This is a genomic window from Caulobacter radicis, assembly GCF_003094615.1.
Lineage (GTDB): Bacteria > Pseudomonadota > Alphaproteobacteria > Caulobacterales > Caulobacteraceae > Caulobacter > Caulobacter radicis.
The window spans coordinates 176,397-200,908 of sequence record NZ_QDKO01000025.1 but is presented as its reverse complement, the minus strand read 5'-3'; the positions used below and the strand labels follow the sequence as shown (position 1 = coordinate 200,908).

Sequence of the window (24,512 nt, the reverse complement as noted above, 5' to 3'; positions counted from 1 at the left end):
GGAGGCCTGGATCCAGACCTCGCGACCGCCCTTGCCGATGCGCAGATATTCACGCGCATCGAACTCGCCTTGGCCGAGCTTGGACCAGAAGTCGCGGTAGTCTTGACTCGCTGCATACTCAGGCTCGACGAATAGGCTGTGGTGCTTGCCGACGATCTCGGAGAGCCCATAGCCCATGGCGTCGCAGAAGTTGGCGTTGGCGGACAGGATCTTGCCCGACAGGTCGAATTCGATCGTGGCGAGTGAACGATCCAGCGCCGCCAAGGTATGGGCCGGATTGCCATTCAAACGATTGCGTAACCCAATCACCGCGCTTCCTCCGAGGTCAAGCTTTCGCGCAAAGGAAGCGAACTGGGGTCAACGAACGGTAAAATTCGAAGGCGTGATTTGTCGCGGTCTTAGAAAATCGAGCCCGATTTGGGTTGCCTGTTCTCAATTAAAGGTAGCTATTTTTTGTTCAGAGAATTTGATGATGGAGAATATTGACCTGATTTCGCGCTATGCGGGAACCCCCCGACACGAACGTGAAGATTTCTAGCGACGATCTGCCGCATCGCATCGGGCCTGAGAAACGACCGGCTGATTTGATGACATCTACAGAGGAAGTTTGGCGCGCGGCGCGATTGGATGCTCTCGGCCCGAGGCGCGTGCGCCACCTGAGCGCCGAAGTCGTGTTCTCGGAGGTGATCCAAAGTCGGCTATTGGCGCGCCGGGCCCAAGAGCGTCGTGTTCTTGGTGCCGACGCAATGTCCGCAAATGGCGCTGCCTTACCGATCGTAGCGGGACTGTTAGGATTGCGAAAAACCGCAGGGATCGGTCGGTGATCTGAACCGAGCGGCCTATGTCGGTCATGCGACGGTGCAAACCTCCAGCATTGTTATGGTGCGGACGTCGATAACGCGATCTTGTCCCTACCTCCCTAAGCCGTAGCTATGCACAGCCGGTTCCGCCCCTCCGGCTATTGAGGCGGCGCGATGCAGGCCTTTGATTGTAACTTCACCTTTGAGCTGCCGATGCATTGTGCGGCATGGAGTTGGGCAGAGCATGACTAAAGAGTCGCTGGATAATCCGAAAGCTGGGCCAGCGGCGGCAAAGGTTGAAAACACCGGGCCACGCGAAGCCAACAATGGGCTGTCGAGCCCTTCCTACGACACGGCGGACCGAGATCACGTCGACGGCGCCCTGCGTGGAAGCGAGGAACGTCTTCGTTTGGCCCTTGAGATTGGCGGCCTTGCCAGCTGGGACTGGCACATCGCCTCGGGCAAGGTCGTTTGGAACGACCGCCACTTCTTGCAGCAGGGCTACGCGGTCGGAGAAGTTTTACCCAGCTACCAAGCCTGGCTCGACCGGTTGCATCCGGACGATCGCGACGAGACGGTGGCGTTGATCGAAGCGGCTCGCGATGGCCGGTCGACCTTCCATCATGAGTTCCGCGCTCTATGGCCAGACGGTTCAATCCACTGGCGCGCGGCGCGCGGTCGATTCTTCTACGATGAAAGTGGCACCCCGGTGCGCATGATCGGCGTCGCTGAGGATATCACCGAGCAAAAGCTCGCGGCCCAGCGAATGGCGGCTTCCGAGGCTCGGCTGCGATTGGCGCTGGAAGCGGGCCGAATGGCGCCGTTCGAATGGTCACTCGACGACGCCCTCCCTCCTCCTAGTGACGACCTGCGCCGGCGAGTAGACTTTGGCGACGCTGGCGCTCGCCTCGAAGAGGGACGCGCTCGCCACCACCCAGACGATGCCGCTCTTCTGAGTAAGACGCGACAGCGCGCCCTCGACGGCGACGACACATTCTCGGATTTCGAATTCAGGCGCCTAACGGCTGACGCCCAGGTGCGCTGGCTGCAGGTCCGATCGGAGATCGTTCGCGATAACCTTGGCCGGCCCCGGAAGTTGGTCGGCGTACAGTTGGACGTCACCGAGCAGCGGGAGAATGAAGAGCGTCTGCGGCTTCTGATGCTCGAGGTCGATCACCGCGCCAAGAACCTGTTGTTTGTCGTGCAGAGCATGGTGTCGCTAGCCAAGGCCGGTGATCTCGAGACCTACCGACAAGCCCTGCTGGGGCGGATCGAGTCTCTCTCGCGCGCCCATCAGCTACTTGCTGAAAGTCGATGGTCGGGCGGCGACCTGCGCCAGCTCCTGACGGAAGAACTTGGCCCTTATGGCTTGGGTGACAACGGTCACATCAAGCTCGACGGGCCGCCGATCTCCTTGCCGGCCAGACATGCTCAAGCGCTTGCGCTCTGCCTCCATGAGCTGGCGACCAACGCCGCCAAGTATGGCGCATTGTCCGTCGATGAAGGCGTCTTGACCGTGCAATGGCGTAGCAGCCATGGGCAGCTTGAGCTGTCATGGATCGAGCGTGGGGGCCCGCCCGTCGTTGCGCCGAGACGTTCAGGGTTTGGTGGGACCTTGCTCAAGCGCAGCCTTCAGCCGTTTGGCGGTCGCGTGGAATTACATTGGGCAGAGCTAGGGCTCAGCGCGCAAATTACGCTCCCGCTGCAGGCTAACCCAGACCCAGAGCCAGACCCAGACCCTGCATAGGTCGTCTTTCCGGAGGTGCGGCAACGACAGCAAATGGCGCAGCCTTGCCGCGCCGACACCATGATGAGTCAGACAGATCATGTCGGACAATAGCTATACTGCATGCCGCCACAGCTGATGGCGAGAGAGGACCGCACCGCCGGCTTTGGGCAAAACGGCGGGCGTTGGCTAGGACGATTTCCCAACAGGAAACCTAGACTCCAAGGCCGCGCTTTGGAAGAACTCGGTCTGATATCCACGGTCGATAAAATTGGGGGGAGCGAATGCTCGCACGACTGGTCATCGCTTCGATCATGGCCCTGAGCGCCTCGGCGGCCATGGCGCAATCCCCCCAATGGTATTTCTACAAGGAGGTGAGCGGGATCGAGGTCTATTACGCCGTGCGTATCAATCCCGATGAGGCGCGGGTCTCGTGGAAATGCGTGAACAAGACGGGCGACGCCGTCAGCTGTTCTATCGGCGCCGGCCAGAACAAGGTCTATCGATGTGTCCGCGACGGCACGCCCGTCGGCTTCACCGAAGCGCTGGGCGAGCGTGCAACGGCTCCGGCCCGCGGCGAATACGCCTTCCCGTCCGAGTCCGCCTGCAAGGGCAAGGGCGCTAGCCAGGTCGAGCCCTACGGCGTCCAGATCAGCATCGAGCGGTAGTCCCCGATGAATGGCGTCAATCCTCTGGGCATGCGGCTTTCGATCGGTCTGGCGATCGCCGGCGCCCTTGGCGGCGGAGCCGGCGCCCAGCCCCCGGCGGCCCAGCCTGCGAGCAGCCCGCCGGGGAGCCAGTACGCCTATTGCTGGGCGACATTGAAGCCCCAGCCCGGAAAAATCGACCATTCATACTACTACTCGCCCATCTTCGTGGGGCGGCCGGGCGACGAGGCCGACAAGGCGGCCTTCGCGGCGGCCGTGGTCGGCGCCTATGGCGGCGAGGCGGGCGTCTCGTCCTGCTCGTCTCGCGCTACGGCGGCGGAAATGATCGCCGTTCGGGACAGGCGGTTCAACAGGGACGCCCCCCATGCCGTCATGACGACCCTCCTGCCCGGCGGTGCGCGGGTCGCCAATATCGAAGGCGCAGCCGTTCCGCGAACCGATCCCCCGGGCGACGGCTCGCCCGAACGGCCGCTGATCCTGGAATGCACGGCCGCCGCCGGCCAGTTCAGTTCCTTGACCCAGCGGTACGAGACCGCACAGAGCGTTCTGGTGAAGATCGCCGGGGGGCAGGTCTCGATCTGGAAGCGGTCGGCGTCTTCCTGGATTCAGCACCCTTGCGTGGAAAACAGCCGCAACGGGCAGTTCTGTTCGATCACGCCCACCCGCATCTGGCTCAAGGACAGCTACGAGCTGACGCCGGGAGCCGAGGAGTCGAACGAACTGGATATCGACCGCCGGTCGGCTGGCTTTAAGTTCGAGACCCTGCTGGCGACGCCCAAGGTCGCGCCATACATTCAGGCTCGCCAAGCCACGGGAGCGTGTCGGCCGACGAAGGAGCCTGCACCCGCGCCCGCCGGACCCGCGCCGCGCACCGCCTTCTGAGCGAGCTCCGGTTGTCGGAACGTCTCCTTTCTGGAAGTGCGTCAGCGTGCGCAACTGGCGCGACCACGCCGGAGAACCGGACGTCGCGACTGTCAGGGAGAGGCACTGACTTTGGTTTGCCGCTGCGAAGCAGACCGTCATGTTGAGCCCAGCTCACCGCCGCATCGAGTGCTGGACGGACCCGCGCTGGCATGACGTCGGTCGGCGGATGGTCGTGCCTCGTCGCAGCAAGCTTGTCGTCTCGCACAAGGGCTATCGCAAGACCGAGGAGAAGGGCGCCACGCCTGATCCGCTGATGGGCGTTTGGCCGTTCGGCTATCGGCTCGAGCCCTGGGATGAGCGGGCTACCTTGTTGTTCTATCTCAACCAGGCGGAGGCGCATCTGGGCAGTCGATGCTGTCGGCCCTCTACGGCGCTTGGGCGGCGCGGACGGGCGACCGCCCCTGGCGCTCAAGCTTCTGGATGAGCGCTTGGTGACGGGGCGGAAGGCGCTGACGGCGAGGGTTGCGGGACGTCGCGGTGGGCTTTGCGTGCGTCGCCGACATCGTCATTTCCGGTGGCTGCAACGTCGCGGCTGCGGATGACGAGTGATTGAGGCGGCTTCGTGCGGATTAGGCGCCCAGTGGCGATGTAGTCGGGCTGGATGGAAAAACGGCCAGGAAGGCCCTGGCCGTTTCCCAATTCGCCGCCGTCTCGCGCGGAGGCGACAAGGCCGTGTGAGGGCCTAGTACTTCACCTTCAGGCGCGCGTACCAGAAGCCGCCGTTCATGCCGAACGGACCGCCCGAGCGCGGATAGATCTGGCCGTCGGCCGTGCTGCCGGTGATCGCGTAGATCGGGTTGGCCGTGGTCGGGGCCAGCTTGTCCGGGTACTCGTCGAACAGATTGTTGGCGCCGACGGTCAGGGTGTACTTCTCCGCGACCGTGTAGCTGACGTCGAGGTCGGCGGTGACCTTCGAGCCGAACTTCTGGCCCGGATAGTCCTGGTTGGTGCTCCAGCTGCTGTAGTAGTTGCCGCGGGCGTTGATCGTGAAGCCGGCGACCTCGTAGCTGGCCGAGACGTTGGCCCGGTGCTTGGGCGTGATGTTCTCGATGTCGTAGATCCGATCGTCGCCGATGGCGATGGGATCGAACTTGGTGACCTCGCTCTTGTTGTAGCTGTAGGCGAGCGTGAGGCTCAGCGGGTTGTCCAGCAGCTCGGTGCGATAGCTGGCGACCGCGTCGACGCCCTTGGTCTCGGTGTCGAAGCCGTTGGTGAAATAGGCCACCGCGCCGCCGACGCCGACCGCGGCCAGCGCCGGTTGGGCGACGATGTCGGCGGCGTCGACGTCGAAGGTGCTGGTGATGCTGATGCGGTCCTTCACCTTGATGAAGTAGCCGTCGACGGTGAGCGTGAAGTTGCTGATCGGGTTGAAGATGAACCCGACGCCGTAGTTGGTCGACTTTTCAGGCGTCAGGGTCTTGGCGCCGAAGTACTGCGCGATGGCGCTGGTCACCGGATAGGTGCCGGTCTGCACCTGCTCGCCGCCGGGGGCGAACGCCGTCGTCAGGATCTCGGTGTTGCTCTGCCCGGGCGACGGGGCGTGGAAGCCTGTGCCCACGGTGCCGCGCACCGAGAACATGTCGGAGAACTCGTAGAGGCCGTTGACCTTGCCCACGAAGGTGTCGCCGAAGGTGTCGTAGTCCTCGTAACGCCCGGCCACGCCCACCGTGAAGGCCTCGGTGACGTCGGTCTCGGCGCCCAGATAGACGCCGTAGTTGCTCTGGGTCGAGGTCTTGGCCGAAGCCGGGCTGGTGCCGCCGTAGCCGCTGGCGCCGGGCGACTGGGAGGCCGTCTCGGGATTTCCGTTCACGATCGAGCGGGTGTAGACGCCGGGCGAGACCTGCACGTACAGCGGCTGCACCGCATAGGGACCCGCGGCGTAGGACTGCAGGTCGCCAGCCGTGGCTTCATATTCCTCGTGCCGGAACTCGGCGCCGCCCGACAGGGTGACGGGGCTCGCGAACCCGACCTCAAGCGGATAGGTCAGGTCGAGGTTAAGGTTGGTTTCGCGCTGGATCAGCTTGCCGAACTTGAATTCCTTCTGGCTGGTCGGGCCGAAGGAGGCGTTCAGCGAATGGGTCATCGCCAGGTCCAGCGAGTTCTTCGCCACGGTCGCCGACAGATCGTAGGTCAGGCCGCTGTCGGCCTTACCCTTGACGCCCATCGTGCCGTAGAACTGCTCGACCTCGCCCTGGAAGCGCGGGGTGAAGCCGGCCGGATAGATGGACGTGAAGTTGAAGACGTTGCCGTCCTTGACGAAACCGCCCGTCGGGCAGGTGGCGTTGCCGACCGGGCAAGGCGTCAGATAGATCGGCGCGAAGGCGCCGTTGCGCCCGGGCGAGCCCGTGGCCGGCGCGCCAGTGCCGTTGTTGACCGCCAGCGGCGTCGGCGCCGAGATCGGCGAGCGATAGTTGAAGCTCTGGTCGGCCTCGCGATGCCCAACATTGGCCGTCAGGTAGATGCTTGTGTTCTCGCCCACGTCATAGGCGGAGTTGACGAACAGCTTGTAGCCGTTGGTCGGCGACGAGCCCCATATCTGCGCCGGGCCCGGATAGTTGGGCAGCTGGTTGGCGAGCGTGGGATTGTTGGCCGCGAACACGGCCGCGATGGGCCGGGTGGCGCCGCGGCTGGTCTGGCCGTCGTCGAAGTACTCGGCCGACACGTTGACGAAGCCGGCGTCGAACAACTTGAAGCCGCCGTTGACCGCGAACTGGTAGCTGTCGCCGTCGCCCGCGTAGGTCTGGCCATAGCGCGCCTGGGCCTCGAAGCCGCTGTCGGCGTCGCGCAGGCCGTAGTTGATGACGCCGCCGATGGCGTCCGAACCGTATTGAGCGGTGGCGCCGTCGCGCAGGATCTGCAGGTTCTTCACCGCGATCGACGGGATCATCGACAGGTCGACGGCCTGCGCGCCCAGTGACAGCGCTGTGTCGCCGCCTGTGACGACCTGGACCAGCGCCGACCGGTTATAGCGCTTGCCGTTGATCATCACGAGCACCTGGTCGGCGCCGAGGCCGCGCAGGGACGGCGCGCGCACGAAGGTCGAGGCGTCGGAGATGGTGTTCTGGGGCACGTAGAACGACGGGACGAGGTTCTTGACCACGTCCAGCATGTCTGCGGCCGGCTGGCGGGCGAGTTCCTCGCCGCCGAAGACATCGATCGGAGACGGCGAATCCACGACCGAGCGGTCGGTTCTGCGCGTGCCCAGGACGATGACGGTGTCGACCTCGGTCGCGGTCGGCTCGGCCGGTTCAGGCGGCGCTTCGGCGGCGTTGGCCAGACCGACACAAGCAAAGGAGAGAGAAAGAGCTGAAATTCCAGAAAGCAGAATATTACGTGAGCACTTAGTCATGCATATCCCCTCGTGGCGCTACACGCGCGCGTTTGCTTTCTCCGTAGGGCTTCCCGGGATCATTTTTATTGTTGGGTACTAGAGTGCGGGCGACACATTCATCGAATTTCGCCGATGAAACATTTCTTCAACTCTGTCGCTTTCGCAACAGACCTTGCCGTCATGTTGCCGTAACGGCGTTTTCCGACGTGCGGGCGCCCCTTTGGGCGGCGCCCGCCGAGATTTTTTGCAGCGCGATGATCATGATTGCGGCGCCCGAGCATTGGGCGAGATCGTCGACTGTGTAGACGGGCGCTTTTCGATGACCGCCCCCCCCGGGCGCGACCTTGGATTTGATGAGGCATGAGGCTTGAGCGTGCGGCGACCGGGCGCGTGGCTTGGCGCCGACGTGTAGGGCCAGCCCCAGCGTGTTTCGGGCTGAAGACGTGGAGGCGGTCTCTTCTTCTAGTTGAGAAGGGTGGGAGAAAATGGTCTGCTGGTCGGGCTAAGCCCAGCGTGATGCGCAAAAGCAGCAAGCGAAAGCTTTAGAGGCCCCTGCGGCGGTACGCTCGGTGGTGTGTGCAACTGGCTGCTCTCGATCGCCAAAGCCGTGAGAGGCAACGCTTGGTTCCACCACGAGCGCCTTTTCGAATCTTGGTGGTCGAAGGCGACTGTATCTTGGCGCAAGAACTCGCGAATGCGCTTGTGGCTTTCGGCAACCAGGCCGTTGGACCAGTAGCCCAGCTCTCTGAAGCCATGACCATAATCGAAAGAGGGCCAATCGATGGGGCGGTGTTGGACGCCAACTTGGACGTCCAGACGCTACTGCCTTTGGCCTGCACCCTGACCCAGCGCGCAATACCCTATGTGCTCGCCGCAGGCGGCGACCTGGAAGTGTTTCCCGATGCTCTCCAAGGCGTTCCCGTCGTTCGAAAGCCGGTAAATATGTGGGTGCTGAGGTGGATAATGCGAAAGCACAATTGGTGACGCTATCCAGCCAGGAATCGTGAGCACAGCCCCGGAGACAGGATTTCAATGGGACACGCAGAGGCATTGGCCGCTCACGCGTTCAGTTCTCTTTATCCATCGGACGCATCTGGCAGTTGGCTGCCTGGACCAGAAGCGTCGCCTTTTCGTCGCGCGTTTGAGCTTGAGCGCCCATCCGCCCATCCGCCCATCCGCCCATCCTAGCATCACCCGAACGTAACAGGAACGCGCAACTCCCCCTTGGCCCGGCCCTAAGGGGCGTCGGCCCAGGATCCGGCCAGCCGGAAGATTTCCGCCCGCACGGCGGGCGGCATGCGCAGCGCCGCGTGCATGAAACCGGTCGCACCGTCGAGTTGGCAGAACCGCGCCAGCAGGTCGTCGCCATGAGGGGTCTCCAGGCCAGCGAAGAAGGCTGTGATGGGAACGTCCAGAACGCGGGCCATCTGGACCAGCTTTGAAGCGCTGATCCTGTTTTCGCCGCACTCGTACTTCTGGATCTGCTGAAAGGTCAGGCCGACCGTGGCGGCCAGATCATGCTGCGAGATCTCCTTGGCGCGCCGATGACCGCGCAGCAAGGCGCCGATGTGCCGGTCCAGGGCCGGCTTGGCCGCAAGCTCCTTCATACGCCCCCCGTGGTTGCGTCATTGGCCAGGAAAGTCGGTCCACGATCAAGGCGCTAGGGGCGTCGACCTCCAGGCCTTGGGCTTTCCACCCGGGCGATAGCGATCGGTTCGCGTACGGAACAACCGCCGCTCTGGGGCGTAGTCTTTTCAAGCATCCGCTGGAGCAGAAACGGCCTTGGCGGTGTGAACGAGCCAACAGCGGAGGGCGTTTTCATGCCTGACGAAATGCACTGCGATTTTCGATCGTCTTTCCGTCTGGAAGCGACTGTCGCCGAGGCTGATCACACATCAATCGCCCGACCTTCTTGCAGCTTGTCGAAACAGTGATGGCCTGACGCCGGTCAGCGTCAGGCCGCTCCAGCATCTAGATACCAGGCTCGTCCTGGACCGCTCGCCCCTAGGCTTGAGCGCCGCTGCGCCCCGGTCCAGCCGGGGCGCCCTTCGCGCGTTCAAGGGACGGAGCCGATACGCCGAGTGTTGCTCAAGACGGGCGGGGGATAGGCGTGTCAGGCGAACCGCACGGGGCCTGAAGAGTTGTTCGGACATGGAAAAACGTTGGCCCGCCGTGCTCTGGATCGTCCGCCATGGCCAGAGCGCCGGAAATGTCGCGCGAGACGCCGCGGACGCCGCCGGGCTTGGCCTCATCGATATTGCCGATCGCGATATGGACGTGCCGCTGAGCCCGCTTGGTCACCACCAGGCGCAGGCTCTGGGCGGCTGGTTCGCCGCCATGCCCGCCAGCCAGCGTCCTCGCACCATGATGGCCTCTCCCTACCGACGGGCCGTCCAAACCGGTGAGGCGATCAGGACGGCCGGCGGTCTTGAGCGCCCCGACCAGCGGTTCTGCATCGACGAGCGTCTGCGCGAGAAGGAGTTTGGCGTGCTCGACCGGCTGACCCGGATCGGCATCGAGGCCAGGTTCCCGGAACAGGCGGAATTTCGTCGTCTTCTCGGCAAGTTCTATCACCGGCCGCCCGGCGGTGAGAGCTGGTGCGACGTGATCCTGCGCCTGCGCAGTCTGCTGGACACCATCAGCCTGCACCACGCCGGGGACCGAGTCCTCATCGTCGCCCATCAGGTCGTCGTCCTTTGTCTGCGCTATCTTCTGGAAAGCCTGACCGAGGACGAAATCCTTAAGATCGATCGCCTGGCCGACATCGCCAACTGCGGCGTCACCGAGTATCGCTTCGACCCCGATCAGGGCGCCGACGGGGGGCTGCGGCTGGTGCGCTATAACTTCACCGCGCCGCTGGAAGGCGAGACGGCGGTCACCGCCGCGCCCGACGCCAATGTGGCGGCCAGATGAGCCCGCCGATCACGATAGACGCTGCTTGGGCCAGGGACCACCGGCTGCCGCATCCAGGGGAGGGGGGCAAGGAGGCCCGCGGCAGGGTGCTCGTGGTCGGGGGCGGCGTGGCGCTCCTCGGCGCTGGTCGTCTCGCCGGCGAGGCGGCTCTACGCGCCGGAGCCGGTAAGCTGCAACTGACAGCGCCCGCCGAGGCGGTCGCCATGATGAGCCTGATTGTGCCCGAGGCGCGTGTCCTGGGCTTGCCGCGCGATGAGGAGGCCGATGACGCGCTGTTCCAGGCCCTTGGCCAAGCTGACGCCGTCCTGATCGGTCCTGGCATGGAGGCGGACCTAGGGCGCTTGGCCAAGGCGCTATGCCTGCATGTGCGTTCACCGTTGGTCCTGGACGCCGGCGGTCTGGCGGCGGCGGCCTGTCCAGGCCCCGATGTACGTATACTGACCCCGCATGCTGGGGAGATGGCCACGCTGCTGGAAACGGAAAAGGCTGAGGTCGAGGCCGACCCGGCCAGCGCCGCTAAGGAGGCTGCGCGCCGGTTTTCGGCGGTGGTCGTGATGAAGGGGGCCAGAACCGTGATCGCCACGCCGCAAGCACGATTGGCGTACTACGCCGGCGGCGGCGCGGGCCTTGGGATCTCCGGATCGGGGGACGTGTTGGCGGGGGTGATCGCCGGGGTGCTGGCGCGGGGCGTTGATCCCTTCCAAGCCGCAGCCTGGGGGGTCTATCTGCATGGGGAGGCAGGCAGGCGCCTGGCTGAGCGGGTCGGCGCCTTGGGCTTCCTGGCGCGAGAGATCGCCGCCGAGATACCACGGCTGCTCCATGTCTGAGCGTTCGCCGCCAGCACGGATGTGCGATGTGCGCCGCGCGGGGTGGTGAGACATCATGGCCAAAGCCCCGCCGGCCCGGAAGCTGAAGGTGTACGCCGCCCAGATCGGCTTTTTCGACACGATCGTCGCTGCGCCCAACCAAGCCGCCGCCCTGGCCGCTTGGGGCGTTCGCCAGAATCTGTTCGCCGAAGGGCGGGCCAGGGTGAGCAAGGATGAGGCCAACGCCGATGCGGCCCTGGCCAATCCTGGCGTTCCGCTACGCCGCGCCATCGGCTCCCGCGATGCGTTCAGCCTCGAGCCGGCCCTGCCCAGGGCGCCTGCGGCGCCTGGGCCGCCGAGGCTCAAGGTCGTGGCCGAGACGAAGGGGCCAGCGGTGCAGCCAAGGCCCGATCGCTCGGCGTTGGCGAAGGCCGAAAGGGCGCTGGCGGCGGTCAATCAGCGACGGGCGGAGGAGGAGGCTGACATCCGGCGCCGCCGCGAGGCCCTGGACGCAGAGGATAAAGCCTCTCGCAGACGATGGCGCCAGGACCGGGCAAAGGCCGAGAAGGGCGTGGTCGAGGCCAGGCGAGCCTATGAGGCCTCAGGCGGCGAGGCGTGATCAGGAGGCCCTGCGGGCCGTGGTCTTGGGCGCGGCCTTGGAGGCTGGCGCCTTCACCTCGCCGGTTCGCTCGGGCGAGCTCTTGTCATCGGTCCGGGGCGGAGTGTCGTACGCTCGACCGTCGCCTGGAGCCGGCATTGGCGGGGCGGGCCGCGGTTCTGCGAACGGCATGACGGGATCGTCGAACTCCGGCCTGGTCGGCATGGGCGGAACTTCGGTCGGGGTCTGGCTGGATGTCGAAGGACGGCAATTGGTCATGGCGACTTCTCTGGCGCTCTCTCCCTGCCAACGCTCGCCTTGGCTGGAGGCTCCGGCAGGCCTTGCCTTTGGGCAGGCGCTCAGTGATCGCTTCGCTGTTCCAAGGCCAACAGGCAGCCGCGTTGCAGGGGCCGGCCGCCTCATGGCGCGAGCCGGGCGGAGCTTTGCAGGACCGACGCGTCCTCGGCGGCGTGGCCGCCGCCCCCCTGTTGGAACGTCGGCGCTCTTGCAAGGTTGTCGGTTGCAGCCGCGCCGCTGACAGGTGGCGGCGTTGTTCACGCCAGAGCTGGGAGAGCCTTATGACCGATACCGGACCGCTTTCGCTGGACGCCCGCCACCGCGCCAAGGCCAGGGGCAAGTTCGAGGAAGCCGGCGCTCACGCCAAGGACGCCTATGGAAGCCTGAAGGGCGGCGCCGAGGAGCTCTACGAGGGCGGCCGTGAGCACGTCCAGGACGGGCTGCGCCTGATCGAGAGCAAGGTGCGCGACAAGCCCGCCTTGGCCCTTACGGCCGCCATCGGCTTAGGCGTTCTGCTCGGCTTGCTGCTGCGCGGTCCTCGCACCGTTTACGTCCGCGCGCGGGTCAGCACTCGGTCCTAGATTTCGGCGTCGCTTCCGGGGTGGGGTGTTAGACCGACAGTCGCGGCGGGCTCAGTGCTTGGTGGGCTCGAGATCCGAAGGACTGGTAGCGTCACGGTAAACGTGCTGCCGAGGTTCTCGCCGGCGCTTTCGACACTGATCGTACCGCCGTGCAGGGCGACAAGCTGACGAACCAGCGCCAGGCCGATGCCAAGACCGCCCTGGGCCTTTGTCAGGTGATCCTCGACCTGGGCGAAGATCTCGAAGATTCTGGCCTGCATCTCTCGCGGCACGCCGACGCCGGTGTCGGCGATACGAATCTCCACGTTCTCTTCCATCGGCCGCGCCGACAGGGTGATGGTTCCGCCCGGCGGCGTGTACTTGGCGGCGTTGTTGAGGAGGTTGGCCACGATCTGGGCCAGCCTGGTGTGATCGGCGTCGAGCCAGATCTCGCCTGGCGGCAGATCGGTGACGAACACGTGGCCGGCCGCGTCGATATGATGCTGGCTGGCCTCGATCGCGGATTTCAGCACATCGCCGAGTTCGACCTGTTCCTTCTTGAGCGAAATCTTGCCCTGGCTGACGCGAGAGACATCGAGCAGATCGTCGATCAGGTGGGAAAGGTGCGCCAGCATCCTGTCCATACGGATACGGATGTCCTTGGCGCGCTCGGCTGGAATGTCCTTCTTGAGCAGGTGCAGGCCCCCGCCAAGGGCGGCGACCGGATTGCGCAGCTCATGCGCCAGCACAGCTAGAAAATTGTCCTTGTGACGGTCGGCGCGCCGCAGGGCTTGGGCCAGCGCATCCAGCTCGTCGCGCTGGCGCTCGATCTGCTGGCGCTGCTGGTAGAGATCGAAGAACACCTCGGCCTTGCTGCGAAGAATGGTGGGCTCGATGGGCTTTTGGATGAAGTCCACGGCCCCGGCCTCATAGCCCCGAAAGCGGCGTTGAAGGTTGGCTGCGCCAGCGGTGAGGAAGATGATCGGGATATGGCGGGCCCGTTCGCTGCCGCGCATGAACTCGGCGAGCTCGAAACCGTCCATGCCGGGCATCTGCACGTCGAGCAGGGCCAGGGCCACGTCGTGGACCAGCAGCAGCTCCAGCGCCTCTTCGCCCGAGCGCGCCTTCAGACAGTGGAGCCCGTCGCGTTGAAGCAAGGCTTCTAGCGCCAGGAGGTTTTCGTCCAGATCATCGACCAGGAGGAAGTTGATCGGCGGATCGGCGATCATCGCTCGGTTCCCAAACTCAGGAGGTAGGATGCGATTGCATCAAGGGACATGACGGCTGCGGTCGGCGTGGCTGCGAGCGCGGCTTGCGGCATGGCCGACGCCTGGGCGCTGGCAGGATTTTCCACGATCGCCGCGCCGCCGGCCTTGGCCACCGCGCGCAGGCCCGCCGCGCCATCCTGATTGGCGCCGGTGAGCACCACGCCCACCAGACCGTCGGAGAAGACGTCGGCGGCGCTTTCGAACAGGATGTCGATCGAGGGGCGGGAGAAGTTCACGGGCGCGTCGGCCGACAGGGCCAGGGCGCCGTTGGTCTCGACCAGCAGGTGATAGTCCGGCGGCGCCAGATAGACCACGCCGCCGGCTATCGGCTCCTTGTCCTCGGCCTCCTTGACCGTCAGGCGGCATTTGGCCTCGAGCAAAGGCGCCAGGACATTGTCGCGATCGGGCGGGACGTGCACGACCACGAGGATCGGCAGCCGATAGTCGTGGGGAAGGGGGGGCAGGATCGCCATCAGCGCCTGCACCGCACCGGCCGAGGCGCCGATGACGACGACCCTGGGGGGCGACGCGCTCATAGATCGCGCCTTTGATAGATCTTCTCGCTCGGCCTGAAGGCCGCAAAGGCCTCGGCGTGGGCGGAAAAGCGCAGGCTTTCCTTCGAGCCCAGGCCCAGGAAGCCCTTGCGGGCGAGGGAGTCGTGAAAAAGGCCGATCGCACGGTCCTGCAAGGGGCGATCGAAATAGATCATCACGTTGCGGCAGGAGATCAGGTGCATCTCGCCAAAGACCGCGTCGGTCACCAGACTGTGGTCGGAAAACACCACCCGTTCGCGCAGACTCTTGTCGAAGGCCGCCCGGCCGTAGTCGGCGGTGTAGTAGTCAGACAGCGACGAACGCCCACCCGACTGCTGGTGGTTCTGGGTGAACTTGCGGACACGGTCGAGCGGATAGACACCAGCCTCCGCGGCCGCCAGGGCTTCGGGATTGATGTCGGTCGCATAGAACAGCGTGCGATCGTAAAGGCCTTCCTCGCGGAACAGGATCGCCATCGAATAGAGCTCCTCGCCGTTGCTGCAGCCGGCGACCCACACCTTCAACGACGGATAGGTGCGCAGGTGCGGCACGACGTTCTCTCGCAAGGCGCGGAAATAGGACGGGTCCCTGAACATCTCGCTGACCTGGACGGTCAGGTAGTCGAGCAGGCGCGGCAGGAACGCCGCGTCGTGAAGCAGGCGATCCTGAAGCGCCGAGAGCGTGGGAAAGCCCAGCTGGTCACGCGCCTGCGTCAGGCGTCGTTTCAACGACGCCCTGGCGTAGTGGCGAAAGTCGTAATGGTAACGCTGATAGAGCGCTTCCAGCAGCAGCTGGATTTCGAGGTCGACGATGTCTTCGGGCACGGCAAGACTATCTCGGCATCCAGACCCGGACCAGCGAGAGCAGCTTGTCCACGTCGATGGGCTTGGCCATGTAGTCGCTGCCGCCGGCGGCGATGCAGCGCTCCTGGTCGTCGGGCATGGCCTTGGCGGTCAGCATAAGGATCGGCAGCTTGCGCCAGCGAGGATCCTGGCGGATCTGGCGGGTTGCCGACAGGCCGTCCATGACCGGCATCATCACGTCCATCAAGACCAGATCGACCGCCGCAGACGAGTCCTGCGAGGCGCGGTCCAAGGCCTCTATGGCCTCCTGGCCGTTGCGGGCGATCTGGATGATCGCGCCTCTGGGTTCGAGCAGGTTGGTCAGCGAGTAGACGTTGCGGATGTCGTCCTCGACGATGAGGATCCGACGCCCTTCGAGCATCGCGTCGCGGTTGCGCGCCTTCTGAATCATCTTCTGCTGCTCGGGCGGCAATTCCGAAACAACCTGGTGCAGGAACAGCGACACCTCGTCGAGCAGCCGTTCGGGCGACTTGGCGCCCTTGATGATGATCGAACTGGAGTAGCGGCGCAGCCGCTGCTCGTCGTCGGCCGACAGGTCATGGCCGGTGTAGACGATCACCGGAGGAAAGGCGCGCTCACTGTCCTGGCTCAGTGTTTCCAGGAGCGAATAGCCCGAGGCGTCCGGCAGCGACAGGTCCAGCACCATGCAGTCGAAGGTCTGGGCGCGTAGCGCCTCAAGGCACTCGGCGGCCGTACCGACGCCCACCGTCTCGACGTCGCCCGCCGACAGCAGATGCCGCACGGCCTCGCGTTGAGTTACGTCATCCTCGACGACCAGCACACGTTTGACGGCGCTGGAAAGCTTGGCCTGCAGGCCGTGGAGGACTTCCGTCAGATCCTCCCGGCGAACCGGTTTGACCATGTAGCCTATAGCGCCCAGCGACAATGCGGTCTGGGCATGGTCGTTGGCCGAAACAACATGGATTGGGATGTGGCGGGTGGCGTCGTCACGTTTCAACCGATCGAGCACCATCAGGCCGGATTCATCGGGCAGGCCGACGTCGAGCACGACGGCGCTGGGTTTGAACTGTCGGGCCAGTGTCAGCGCTTCATCGGCCGTTCCCGCCACCAGGGCTTGGAAACCGATCTCGCGCGACAGGTCGCGAACGATGGCGGCGAAGGCGGCGTCGTCTTCGATCACCAACAGGACGCGGCGGGCGCTGCTGAGACGGTCGCGATCGTCCTCAACGCTGGCGGCTGGCAGGTTGGCCTTCTGCATGGGCGTGGACGAAGACAGGTCAGGCGCTGGGTTCTGCGCCGCGACCAGCGCCTGGCGGGGCGAGACTTGCGAAGGATCGTAGGCCAGTGGGATGCTGAGCGTGAAGATGCTGCCCTCGCCGGGGCGGCTCTCCAGGGTGATGGCGCCGCCAAGCAGGCGCGCCAGCTCGCGCGAGATGGAAAGGCCCAGACCGGTGCCGCCATAGCGCCGGCTGATGGTGCCGTCGGCCTGCCGGAAAGCCTCGAAAATGCTCTCCTGGTGTTCGGGCGGGACGCCGATGCCGGTGTCCTCGACCCTGAATGACAGTCCGCCCGCCAGGTTGGGCGCTATGGCCAGACGCACGCCGCCCGTCTGGGTGAACTTGAAGGCGTTCGAGAGCAGGTTCTTGAGGATCTGCTCAAGGCGCTGGCGGTCGGTGTGGATCGTATGCGGCGTCTGCGGGGAGAGATCTATCTCAAAGCCCAGTCCGCGATCTTCAGCCATGGGGTGGAAGAGTCCACTCAGATCCGAGCTCAGGCGCTGGAGGGACAGGGGCTCGGCCAACACCTCGACGTGGCCCGCCTCGATCTTGGACAGATCAAGAATGTCATTGATCAGCACCAAGAGATCATTTCCCGAGGAAACGATGGTCTGAGCAAAACTGACCTGCTTTTCCGTGAGGTTGCCGTCCGGGTTGTCCTTCAACAGGCCCGAGAGGATAAGCATGGAATTGAGCGGCGTGCGTAGTTCATGGCTCATATTGGCCAGGAAATCAGATTTGTACTGGCTGGCGCGTTCGAGCTCACGCGCCTTGAGCGTGATCTCCTCGCTGGTGCGCTCCAGGGCATCCTTCTGGTGTTCCAGGGTCTGGGCCTGTTCCTCCAGTTGGCTGTTGGTCTGCTCAAGCTCGACCTGCTGCTGTTCCAGACGCACCTGGCTTTCCTTCAGCGCCCGGCTCTGCTCTTCCAGCTCCTCGTTGGAGACGCGAAGCTCCTCGCTCTGGACCTGCAGTTCCTCCGACTGTCGCTGGGTTTCCTCCAGGGCGTTCTGAAGCTCTGCGCGGTAGCGGGCCGAACGCAGGGCGATGCCGATCGAGGCGGCCGCCTGATCGAGCAGATGAAGCACCCGCTCGTCGACCGGATGCAGGAAGCCCAGCTCGAGGACGGCGTTCACCGTCTCGTCGGCATGGGTCGGCACCAGCACGAGGTGGCGCGGCTTGTCGTGGCCGAGCGCCGAACCGATCGTCATGTAGCCGTCAGGGACGTCGCGAACGATCGTCGAGCGGCCCTCGGCGGCGACCTTGCCGAGCAGACCTTCCTTGAGGTCGAACCGCAGCGGAGAATGAGCGTCTGCTGGAAGGCCCAGGGCGGCGGCGCGGTAGAAGGACCCGTTCTCACCCTTGAACAGCGCCCCGGCCTGGAAGCCAAGATAGTCAGACAGAAACGCGAGTACGGCCTCGGACAAGCCTTCGACCGACTTGTCGCCCATCATCGCCTCGGAAAGGCCCACCTGGCCGGACTGGAGCCAGTCTTCGCGCGCGCGGGCCGATGCGGCCCGGCGCACCAGGACGAAGACGGCGATGGTCAGGATCGCGCCCAGCAGTCCCGACAGCACGCCGCTTGCCGTCGCCGTACGATAGGCCTGGTCCATCTCGGCCAGGCGCAGGTCGCGCAGCCGGTCCTCCTCGCGCCGCATGACGTCGAGTTGGCTGCGTATGGCGTCCATCTCCGTCTTGCCGCGATCGGTGGCCACGACCGCCATGGCGGCCTGGGCGTTCACCCGGCGTAGTTTGATCGTCTCGTCCAGTTCGGCGAGCTTGGCGTCGATGTGCCGCTCCAACTGGCGAATATTGGCCTGCTGGACGGGGTTGTCTGTGGTCAGCGATCTGGCCGCCTCAATGCGTGAGCCGGCGGCCGTGACCGCGCTCTGGTAAGGTTCCAGATAGCGGTCGTTGCCGGTTAGGAGATAGCCGCGTTGCCCGGTTTCGGCGTCTTGCGCGGTCGACAGCAGATCATCCAGCGCGATCAGCACCTGATGCGAGTGCAGGATCATCTGGTTGTTGTTGCGCAGCACCTGGATGTTCCGGAAGGCGATCGACCCGCTGATCAGGAAGAAGGCCAAAACCAGGACCATGCCTAGCATGGTCCAAAGATCTACGTCGGCCCGCGATCCGGCGCGACGAAAAGTGTTCTGGGGCATTGAACTCGAACGCCAGGCACGCCAACCGCGCGCAAGAAATGAAAAAGGGGAGGGAAAAGTCGCTTGGGCGCGCCGGGAAATCGCGGGCGATCAACGCCTATGATGACGATCGTACGAAATTCATCTTTTCCCCCGGCGAACGCTGGCGTGCAAATGCGATGCTAAGGCAAAGGTTCCCATCGCACAGGTGAAATAAAATCGTCGAGAGAACCTCACCACCAATCGGGCCTGGTTGGCGGCGCGGCGATATCCCTTTCGAACCGCTTCCGGACGCCGCACGAAGGCGCCAAGGCTTCACCACTGGTTCGGCCTCCAACCGGGAGGGGGAGTGAGGATCAACGCACCAGGAACGGGTTCGAGGCGAGCGACGTTTGGGCGGCTCAGTACTGCGCCGATTGGCGCTGGCCATTCTTTCGAGGACCTCATGCGCGGCGCACTCGGCGTTTTCATCGTTCAGCCCAATCCCGACAGCGGGTGGCGCCTGTCGAACGCCGACAGCGGTGAAGTCACATGCTTTGAAAGCGGTGGTCAGGCCGAGCGTCGTGCGATGGCGCTGGCCCGGCAGGCGCACGCCATGCATGGGGCCGGAGAAGTATGGGTTTATGACCGGTTGGAGCGATTGGTCGGACGCTGGTGCGTGGCGGCCGGCGGCGTGTCGCTCATCGAGCCTGAAAATACAGCGCAGGCTGCCTGAGCGCCGCGAGATGGCCGGCCAAAAAGGGGCGCGGCTTCGCCATGGATTGAGATCTTGGGCGGCGAGCGCTCATCCGCAAGAGGGAACGCCAGTCATTGCTGAGACTTCCTTCGAAGAGGAAAAAACATGCTGGTTACGAGGTAGAGATGAACGACCGGTCCGCTGCGTACTGGAGTCCACTGATGGGCGTGAACGTCTCACGAGTTCGCGCCTACCTGGCGACGTTGAAGGCCGCTCGGCGCGCTGGAAGCTCACGCTGACCGCAGAGTGGAAGTCTGCAAGGACGAACCGGCGGGCTCGTTGGCGCAATAGCTCCTGCCGGAAGATATGGGCTCCAGCGACAACGTGCATGCGCCAGAGCCCAGTACAGAGGAGGACGGTCGCTCCTGGCGGATCGTGCGTCCTGCCTGCTGACGCCGCCCCGAAGGGGGAACAGAGCGGCGGATCGTCAAAGGTGATTTGACGTAGGATCAAACCCTGAACGGTAGCGCTTGTTCCCAATCGTTCGCTTCTTTCCGCTCTATGACGGTTTGAAGCCGCGCGGGCCCGATCGAGTGGACGCCTCCGTTGGAAGGGCCCGACTTTGGGCCAAGATCGTCACCAAGGGGGAAGCGAAAGTGGCGCTCTGGCCCCGTCGGCCGCGAGGCGCCATTCGCGAGGCGTTCCGGTTCGCGAGGACCGATCGCGGCCTCTGGCGGCGGTGCGACCGTCCTGCTGGCGGGCGACGAGGGTTTAGCCGGGGCGGCCACGGCGGACATGCTCGCCAGATGGGTTTCATGGCCGTGAAGGCGGTCAACGCCGAGGCGGCGCCTGGATGGGACGAGCGGGCAAAGCCGCGCCTTGCGTTGTCTCCCGGGCGGCAAAGGCGATAGAGAAGGAGGCGACTTGGCGCGAAACCTGGATAAGCCTTGAACGAAGATGAGCTGGAGAGCCTTGCCGCGCGGTTGACCTGCCGCAAGGCCCATGCATCGGCGTTCAACCTTTTTGTCGTGTTCGCCCCAAGCCAGGTCACCATCGAGGGTGATGTTGTCGGTTGGTCGAGTTCGCCCGGCTATGTCCGCTACTTCTGCCCACGCTGCGGTTCCAGAGTCTTCGCCGAGAACGCCGGCGCGGACGAAACGCGCGAGTACGAAGTATCCCTTGGCCGCTTCGACGAGGCCGGCGTCTTTGTTCCGCAGTATGAGAGCTGGACCAGACATCGGGAGCCTTGGCTGGAGCCGCTGTGGGTTCCGCAGTCTGAAGCCAGCAGGCAGGGAGACTGAACGATCGCCGCCGCCCCGGCGCCCGTGCTTTGGACGGGTTGCGCATGAGCGTGCGGGAAGCGCTAGGTCGTGGCGAGCGCCTTGCCGACCAGGTCGCGGGCCTCGGTCTGCACGGCCTTCAGGTGGTCGGGACCCAGGAACGATTCCGCATAGATCTTGTAGACGTCCTCAGTGCCGGAGGGGCGGGCGGCGAACCACGCGTTGCCGGTGGTGACCTTGAGGCCCCCGATCGCCTCGCCGTTGCCCGGGGCGGCGGTCAGGACGCTGGTGATCGTCTCGTCGGCCAGGACCTGGGCCGACACGTCCGACGGGCTGAGCGCGGCTAGGCGGGCCTTTTGCCGACGATCGGCCGGGGCGTCGATGCGGGCGTAGGAGGGGGCGCCGTACTGCTCGGCCAGGCCGGCATAGAGCTGGCTGGCGCTCTTGCCCGTGACGGCCTGGATTTCCGCCGCCAGCAGCGACAGCAGGATGCCGTCCTTGTCGGTGGTCCAGACCGAGCCGTCCTTGCGCAGGAACGCCGCGCCGGCCGATTCCTCGCCGCCGAACCCGACCGACCCGTCCAGCAGGCCAGGAACGAAGTGCTTGAACCCGACCGGCGTCTCCAGAAGGCGGCGGCCGAGCCCCGCCACGACCCGGTCGATCATCGAGGAGGACACCAGGGTCTTTCCGACGGCGACGTTCTGGCCCCACTGCGGACGGTGGGCGAAGAGGTAGGCGATGGCGACCGCCAGATAGTGGTTGGGGTTCATCAGGCCGCCGTCCGGCGTGACGATGCCGTGGCGGTCGGCGTCGGCGTCGTTGCCGACGGCGACGTCGAACCGCGTCTGGCCCTTCATCATCTCGATCAGGTTGGCCATGGCGCAGGGCGACGAGCAGTCCATGCGGATCTTGCCGTCGCTGTCGAGCGGCATGAAGGCCCACTGCGGATCGACCTTGTCGTTGACCACGGTCAGGTCCAGCCGGTGGCGGTCGGCGATCTCGCCCCAGTAGGCGACGCTCGCCCCGCCCAGGGGATCGGCCCCGATCTTCACGCCGGCCGAGCGGATGGCGTCCAGGTCGAGGATGGAGGGCAGGTCGTCGATGTAGCGGCCGAGGAAGTCATGGCCCTTGGCCGCCGCCTTGGCGCGCTCGAACGGAACGCGGCGGACGTCGCGCAGCCCGCCTTCGAGAAGTTGGTTGGCCCGGGCTGCGACGGCCGAGGTGATCTCGCCGCCGGCGGGACCGCCGGATGGCGGGTTGTACTTGATGCCGCCGTCGCGCGGCGGGTTGTGCGACGGGGTCAGCAGAATGCCGTCGGCCTGGCCGGGGTGGGCGCGGTTATGGGTCAGGATGGCGTGGGACACCGCCGGAGTCGGCGTGAAGCCGTCGGCCGCGTCGATCAGGGCCTCGACGCCGTTGCCGGCCAGCACCTCGAGGACCGAGCGCCAGGCCGGCTCGGAGAGGGCGTGGGTGTCGCGGCCGACGAACACCGGCCCGTTGATCCCCTGGGCGGCGCGATGCTCGACGATGGCTTGGGTGATCGCCAGGACGTGGCCTTCGTTGAAGGCGCCGTCGGCGCTGGAGCCGCGGTGTCCCGAGGTGCCGAAGGCGACCCGCTGGCCGACGTCGCTCATGTCCGGCTGCCGATCGGCGTAAGCGCGAACCAGGGCGTCTACGTCGGTCAGGTCCTCGGCGCGCGCGCGGCGCCCAGCGTTTTCGTGCATGGATGTCCCCGAAAATGACTGGCGGCTAATATGCGCTGGCTTCGGATAGGTTCCTGCAAAGGGGCCGCCGACGCTTTCGTATCTGGCGGCGTGAAGTTCGCCGCTCCAATCGAAGGCAGCTGTCGCTGCGCAAAAGGCAGTTAAAGTCTGGCGGAACGTTGTGGCCAAGCTGGCGTTCAGCGACGCGGTCAATGTTTAGACGGGGTCTGCCATTTTCAAGCTCGAGGCCTTCACGCGCCTGGCCAGTCGCGATCTGCCCTGGGCGGTGCGACTGATCGGCGGCGCTCTAGCGGCGCTTCTGGCGCTCTGGCTGCATACTCTGACCGAGCGGGTCTGGCCCGGCGGAGCGCGCTTTGCGCTTCTCTTCCCTACGATCCTCCTGAGTTGTCTGGTCTTGGGCCGCGTGGGCGGCCTAAGCGCCCTTGCGACCGGACTGGTCGGGGTCTGGATGTTGATGATGCCGAGCCGGGGCGATCTTGCCCATGTCTCGTCAGGCGAACTCTCGGCGCTTTGTCTCTACGCGGCCTCGGGCCTGCTGGTTGTCGTAGTCACGAGGCCTAAAGAGCGATCAGCCGGCAGCTGCTGGCCGAACGTGATGGGGCCGCCCGCCGCAAGGCCGAGGAGGACGCTCGGTTCGTCGAGCTTTTCCGCAATGCGCCGGGCTTGGTGGCGATCTATCGAGGTCATGACCTCGTGGTGGCGTTCGCCAGCGCCGAGCTTGTCGAATTCCGGGGACGCGGCGAGATACAGGACCGCTCCTATCGTCAGGTCGCGCCTGAAACAGCGCCAGCACTTTTCGCGCTGATGACCAGGGTCATGGACGGTGACCAGCCCTATGTGGGGCGCCAGATGCGCACGCCCTTCCAAGCCCGTCCTGACGTCCCGCCGGAGGAGCGCTATTTCGACATTCTGCTTCGGCGGATCGAGCCTGCGTCCGATGGCCAGGCGCGGCTCTTCGTCCAGGCGCTCGATGTCACCGAGGCGGTCCTGACCAGCCAGGAGAATCAGAAGGCGGAAGCCCAGCTGCACACTGTAATGGAGGAGATGCCGGTGGGGGAGGTGCTGCTCTCGCTCGAGACTCGCCAGGTCGTTCTTTACAACCGGGCCGCATCGCTCATCGTCGGCCACGACGTTCTGACCCGCTCGGCGGAACAATTTGGCGTTTATGGCGCCATGCACGCCGACGGCGCCCCGTTTGCTTCTGAGGACTATCCTGGGGCCCGCGCGCTTTCAGGCGAGACGATTGAGAAAGAGGAGCAGTTCTACCGCCGTCCTGATGGACGGATCGTGCGACTATCGGGGGATTGCAAGCGGGTCGCGGATGGAACCGGACGACCTCTGGCTGTCTGCACCTTCACCGACTTCACCGACCTGAGGCAGGCCCTCGACGCCAAGTCTTTGCTGGTCAATGAGCCCAATCATCGCGTCAAGAACACTCTGGCGACGGTTCAGCCTTGGCGGGCCAGACCTTTTGCGGAGATGCGGCCCAGCCTGGGGCAAGAGAGGCGTTCGAGGGCCGCCTTTTGGCCCTGTCGCGCGCCCATAATGTCCTCACCCAGGCCGACTGGCGCACCGCCAGCCTGATGCGGATCATCCATGAGGCGATCGAACCTTTCGGCGCGGCGCGCTTCGCCGTTGGCGGGGAAGATGTCCAACTGCCGACGCAGAAGGCGGTCGCCGTTGCGATGGCCTTGCATGAACTCGCCACCAATGCGGTCAAGTATGGTGTTCTGACACGCGAGCAGGGACGCGTGTCCATCGATTGCGAGGACGCTGATGGGCGCACGAGGCTGGAATGGCGCGAGCGGGGCGGGCCGCCCGTCGAAGAGCCCCGGCAGATCGGCTTCGGGATGCGGCTGCTGACCCGCGCCCTGGATCGTGACGTGGACGGCGGCATAGACGTCACCTTCGCTCCTACGGGCGTGACGTGCGTCATCAGGGGTCTATGAGCGCTAGGATGTGATGAAATCCGTTCTCGCCGACGTCGGCCTCCACGCAACCCGGCTCACCGCGCGCGGTTTCTTTCGCCGCGAGGGAAGCCAGTCGACGCGTTCGGGATTGTCTTCTTATGACAAAGGAGGATGCCGATGACCAAACAGGATCAGGCCAGGCCACAAGAGCAACAGCCGCAGGCGACGCAGCCAGGCGGCCTGGAGGCGCCGCCGCATC

General features: G+C 65.0%; 18 protein-coding genes and 4 pseudogenes. 11 read left to right on the top strand and 11 right to left on the bottom strand.

What is annotated here, in order from left to right:
• On the bottom strand, positions 1–309 hold a 309-nt coding region (locus DDF62_RS16730), incomplete at its 3' end, for a PAS domain-containing protein (RefSeq protein ID WP_244286846.1).
• Between the two features lie 735 nt (positions 310–1,044).
• On the opposite strand from DDF62_RS16730, the gene DDF62_RS16725 reads away from it, so the two are divergent.
• The 3 genes from DDF62_RS16725 (at position 1,045) to DDF62_RS16715 (ending at position 4,076) form a co-directional block, all read left to right on the top strand.
• Positions 1,045–2,547: a sensor histidine kinase gene (locus tag DDF62_RS16725; protein WP_116490140.1), complete on the top strand. Its 1,503-nt coding sequence runs from the start codon at positions 1,045–1,047 to the stop codon at positions 2,545–2,547.
• Positions 2,548–2,810: 263 nt separating this feature from the next.
• Entirely contained in the window at positions 2,811–3,194 is a 384-nt protein-coding gene (locus tag DDF62_RS16720) for a hypothetical protein (RefSeq protein ID WP_116490139.1), read from the top strand.
• Between the two features lie 6 nt (positions 3,195–3,200).
• The gene (locus DDF62_RS16715) at positions 3,201–4,076 is read left to right on the top strand and encodes a hypothetical protein (RefSeq protein ID WP_133244854.1); all 876 of its coding nucleotides are present in this window, start codon (positions 3,201–3,203) and stop codon (positions 4,074–4,076) included.
• A 724-nt stretch (positions 4,077–4,800) separates the two neighbouring features.
• On the opposite strand, the gene DDF62_RS16710 is transcribed toward DDF62_RS16715, so the two are convergent.
• Positions 4,801–7,293: a TonB-dependent receptor plug domain-containing protein gene (locus DDF62_RS16710; RefSeq protein ID WP_208866888.1), complete on the bottom strand. Its 2,493-nt coding sequence runs from the start codon at positions 7,291–7,293 to the stop codon at positions 4,801–4,803.
• 1,391 nt (positions 7,294–8,684) lie between these two features.
• Positions 8,685–9,056, bottom strand: coding sequence for a helix-turn-helix domain-containing protein (locus DDF62_RS16705; RefSeq protein WP_116490136.1), 372 nt, complete (start codon positions 9,054–9,056; stop codon positions 8,685–8,687).
• A 544-nt stretch (positions 9,057–9,600) separates the two neighbouring features.
• Between DDF62_RS16705 and DDF62_RS16700 the strand changes: the two genes are divergently transcribed.
• The 4 genes from DDF62_RS16700 to DDF62_RS16685 all read left to right on the top strand — a co-directional run bounded on the left by DDF62_RS16700 (position 9,601) and on the right by DDF62_RS16685 (position 12,644).
• Complete coding sequence (locus DDF62_RS16700) at positions 9,601–10,362, top strand: histidine phosphatase family protein (RefSeq protein ID WP_116490135.1); 762 nt, start codon at positions 9,601–9,603, stop codon at positions 10,360–10,362.
• Positions 10,359–11,189 carry an NAD(P)H-hydrate dehydratase gene (locus DDF62_RS16695; RefSeq protein WP_116490134.1) on the top strand — a complete coding sequence of 277 codons (831 nt, stop codon included), beginning with the start codon at positions 10,359–10,361 and terminating at the stop codon, positions 11,187–11,189. Before DDF62_RS16700 ends, DDF62_RS16695 begins: the two co-directional genes overlap by 4 nt.
• A 55-nt stretch (positions 11,190–11,244) precedes the next feature.
• Positions 11,245–11,787 carry a hypothetical protein gene (locus DDF62_RS16690; RefSeq protein WP_116490133.1) on the top strand — a complete coding sequence of 181 codons (543 nt, stop codon included), beginning with the start codon at positions 11,245–11,247 and terminating at the stop codon, positions 11,785–11,787.
• Positions 11,788–12,344: 557 nt separating this feature from the next.
• Positions 12,345–12,644: a hypothetical protein gene (locus DDF62_RS16685; RefSeq protein ID WP_116490132.1), complete on the top strand. Its 300-nt coding sequence runs from the start codon at positions 12,345–12,347 to the stop codon at positions 12,642–12,644.
• Here DDF62_RS16685 and DDF62_RS16680 read toward each other — a convergent pair.
• From DDF62_RS16680 to DDF62_RS26855, 6 genes and pseudogenes are all read right to left on the bottom strand, one after another.
• Positions 12,641–13,852, bottom strand: coding sequence for a hybrid sensor histidine kinase/response regulator (locus DDF62_RS16680; RefSeq protein ID WP_116490131.1), 1,212 nt, complete (start codon positions 13,850–13,852; stop codon positions 12,641–12,643). The genes DDF62_RS16685 and DDF62_RS16680 overlap by 4 nt on opposite strands.
• Positions 13,849–14,427: a chemotaxis protein CheB gene (locus DDF62_RS16675; protein ID WP_116490130.1), complete on the bottom strand. Its 579-nt coding sequence runs from the start codon at positions 14,425–14,427 to the stop codon at positions 13,849–13,851. Before DDF62_RS16675 ends, DDF62_RS16680 begins: the two co-directional genes overlap by 4 nt.
• Entirely contained in the window at positions 14,424–15,248 is an 825-nt protein-coding gene (locus DDF62_RS16670) for a CheR family methyltransferase (RefSeq protein ID WP_116490129.1), read from the bottom strand. The genes DDF62_RS16675 and DDF62_RS16670 overlap by 4 nt, the downstream gene beginning before the upstream one ends.
• Positions 15,249–15,255: 7 nt before the next feature.
• Positions 15,256–17,205, bottom strand: a pseudogene (locus tag DDF62_RS26865) (response regulator); the annotation flags it as partial.
• A gap of 5 nt (positions 17,206–17,210) precedes the next feature.
• Positions 17,211–17,292: pseudogene (locus DDF62_RS26860) on the bottom strand (histidine kinase dimerization/phospho-acceptor domain-containing protein); the annotation flags it as partial.
• A gap of 330 nt (positions 17,293–17,622) precedes the next feature.
• A pseudogene (locus tag DDF62_RS26855) lies at positions 17,623–18,537 on the bottom strand (CHASE3 domain-containing protein); the annotation flags it as partial.
• Between the two features lie 571 nt (positions 18,538–19,108).
• On the opposite strand from DDF62_RS26855, the gene DDF62_RS25415 reads away from it, so the two are divergent.
• Positions 19,109–19,378: a hypothetical protein gene (locus DDF62_RS25415; RefSeq protein WP_133149158.1), complete on the top strand. Its 270-nt coding sequence runs from the start codon at positions 19,109–19,111 to the stop codon at positions 19,376–19,378.
• Between the two features lie 908 nt (positions 19,379–20,286).
• Positions 20,287–20,640 carry a GFA family protein gene (locus tag DDF62_RS16660; RefSeq protein ID WP_116490127.1) on the top strand — a complete coding sequence of 118 codons (354 nt, stop codon included), beginning with the start codon at positions 20,287–20,289 and terminating at the stop codon, positions 20,638–20,640.
• 62 nt (positions 20,641–20,702) lie between these two features.
• On the opposite strand, the gene pgm is transcribed toward DDF62_RS16660, so the two are convergent.
• Together pgm and DDF62_RS26710 are read right to left on the bottom strand one after the other, a co-directional pair.
• Positions 20,703–22,343 carry a phosphoglucomutase (alpha-D-glucose-1,6-bisphosphate-dependent) gene (pgm, locus tag DDF62_RS16655; RefSeq protein ID WP_116490126.1) on the bottom strand — a complete coding sequence of 547 codons (1,641 nt, stop codon included), beginning with the start codon at positions 22,341–22,343 and terminating at the stop codon, positions 20,703–20,705.
• A 516-nt stretch (positions 22,344–22,859) separates the two neighbouring features.
• Positions 22,860–23,471 carry a hypothetical protein gene (locus DDF62_RS26710; RefSeq protein ID WP_425267060.1) on the bottom strand — a complete coding sequence of 204 codons (612 nt, stop codon included), beginning with the start codon at positions 23,469–23,471 and terminating at the stop codon, positions 22,860–22,862.
• Positions 23,472–23,797: 326 nt separating this feature from the next.
• Between DDF62_RS26710 and DDF62_RS26705 the strand changes: the two are divergent.
• Both DDF62_RS26705 and DDF62_RS16645 read left to right on the top strand, forming a co-directional pair.
• Positions 23,798–23,926: pseudogene (locus DDF62_RS26705) on the top strand (HWE histidine kinase domain-containing protein); the annotation flags it as partial.
• Positions 23,927–24,292 carry an ATP-binding protein gene (locus DDF62_RS16645; protein ID WP_165832267.1) on the top strand — a complete coding sequence of 122 codons (366 nt, stop codon included), beginning with the start codon at positions 23,927–23,929 and terminating at the stop codon, positions 24,290–24,292.
• The last annotated feature ends 220 nt before the right edge of the window (positions 24,293–24,512 follow it).

Coding starts and splice junctions, on each gene's coding strand:
- DDF62_RS16725 (WP_116490140.1), top strand. CDS start 1,045: ATGACTAAAGAGTCGCTGGATAATCCGAAAGCTGGGCCAGCGGCGGCA.
- DDF62_RS16720 (WP_116490139.1), top strand. CDS start 2,811: ATGCTCGCACGACTGGTCATCGCTTCGATCATGGCCCTGAGCGCCTCG.
- DDF62_RS16715 (WP_133244854.1), top strand. CDS start 3,201: ATGAATGGCGTCAATCCTCTGGGCATGCGGCTTTCGATCGGTCTGGCG.
- DDF62_RS16705 (WP_116490136.1), bottom strand. CDS start 9,056: ATGAAGGAGCTTGCGGCCAAGCCGGCCCTGGACCGGCACATCGGCGCC.
- DDF62_RS16700 (WP_116490135.1), top strand. CDS start 9,601: ATGGAAAAACGTTGGCCCGCCGTGCTCTGGATCGTCCGCCATGGCCAG.
- DDF62_RS16695 (WP_116490134.1), top strand. CDS start 10,359: ATGAGCCCGCCGATCACGATAGACGCTGCTTGGGCCAGGGACCACCGG.
- DDF62_RS16690 (WP_116490133.1), top strand. CDS start 11,245: ATGGCCAAAGCCCCGCCGGCCCGGAAGCTGAAGGTGTACGCCGCCCAG.
- DDF62_RS16685 (WP_116490132.1), top strand. CDS start 12,345: ATGACCGATACCGGACCGCTTTCGCTGGACGCCCGCCACCGCGCCAAG.
- DDF62_RS16680 (WP_116490131.1), bottom strand. CDS start 13,852: ATGATCGCCGATCCGCCGATCAACTTCCTCCTGGTCGATGATCTGGAC.
- DDF62_RS16675 (WP_116490130.1), bottom strand. CDS start 14,427: ATGAGCGCGTCGCCCCCCAGGGTCGTCGTCATCGGCGCCTCGGCCGGT.
- DDF62_RS25415 (WP_133149158.1), top strand. CDS start 19,109: ATGCGCGGCGCACTCGGCGTTTTCATCGTTCAGCCCAATCCCGACAGC.
- pgm (WP_116490126.1), bottom strand. CDS start 22,343: ATGCACGAAAACGCTGGGCGCCGCGCGCGCGCCGAGGACCTGACCGAC.
- DDF62_RS16645 (WP_165832267.1), top strand. CDS start 23,927: ATGCGGATCATCCATGAGGCGATCGAACCTTTCGGCGCGGCGCGCTTC.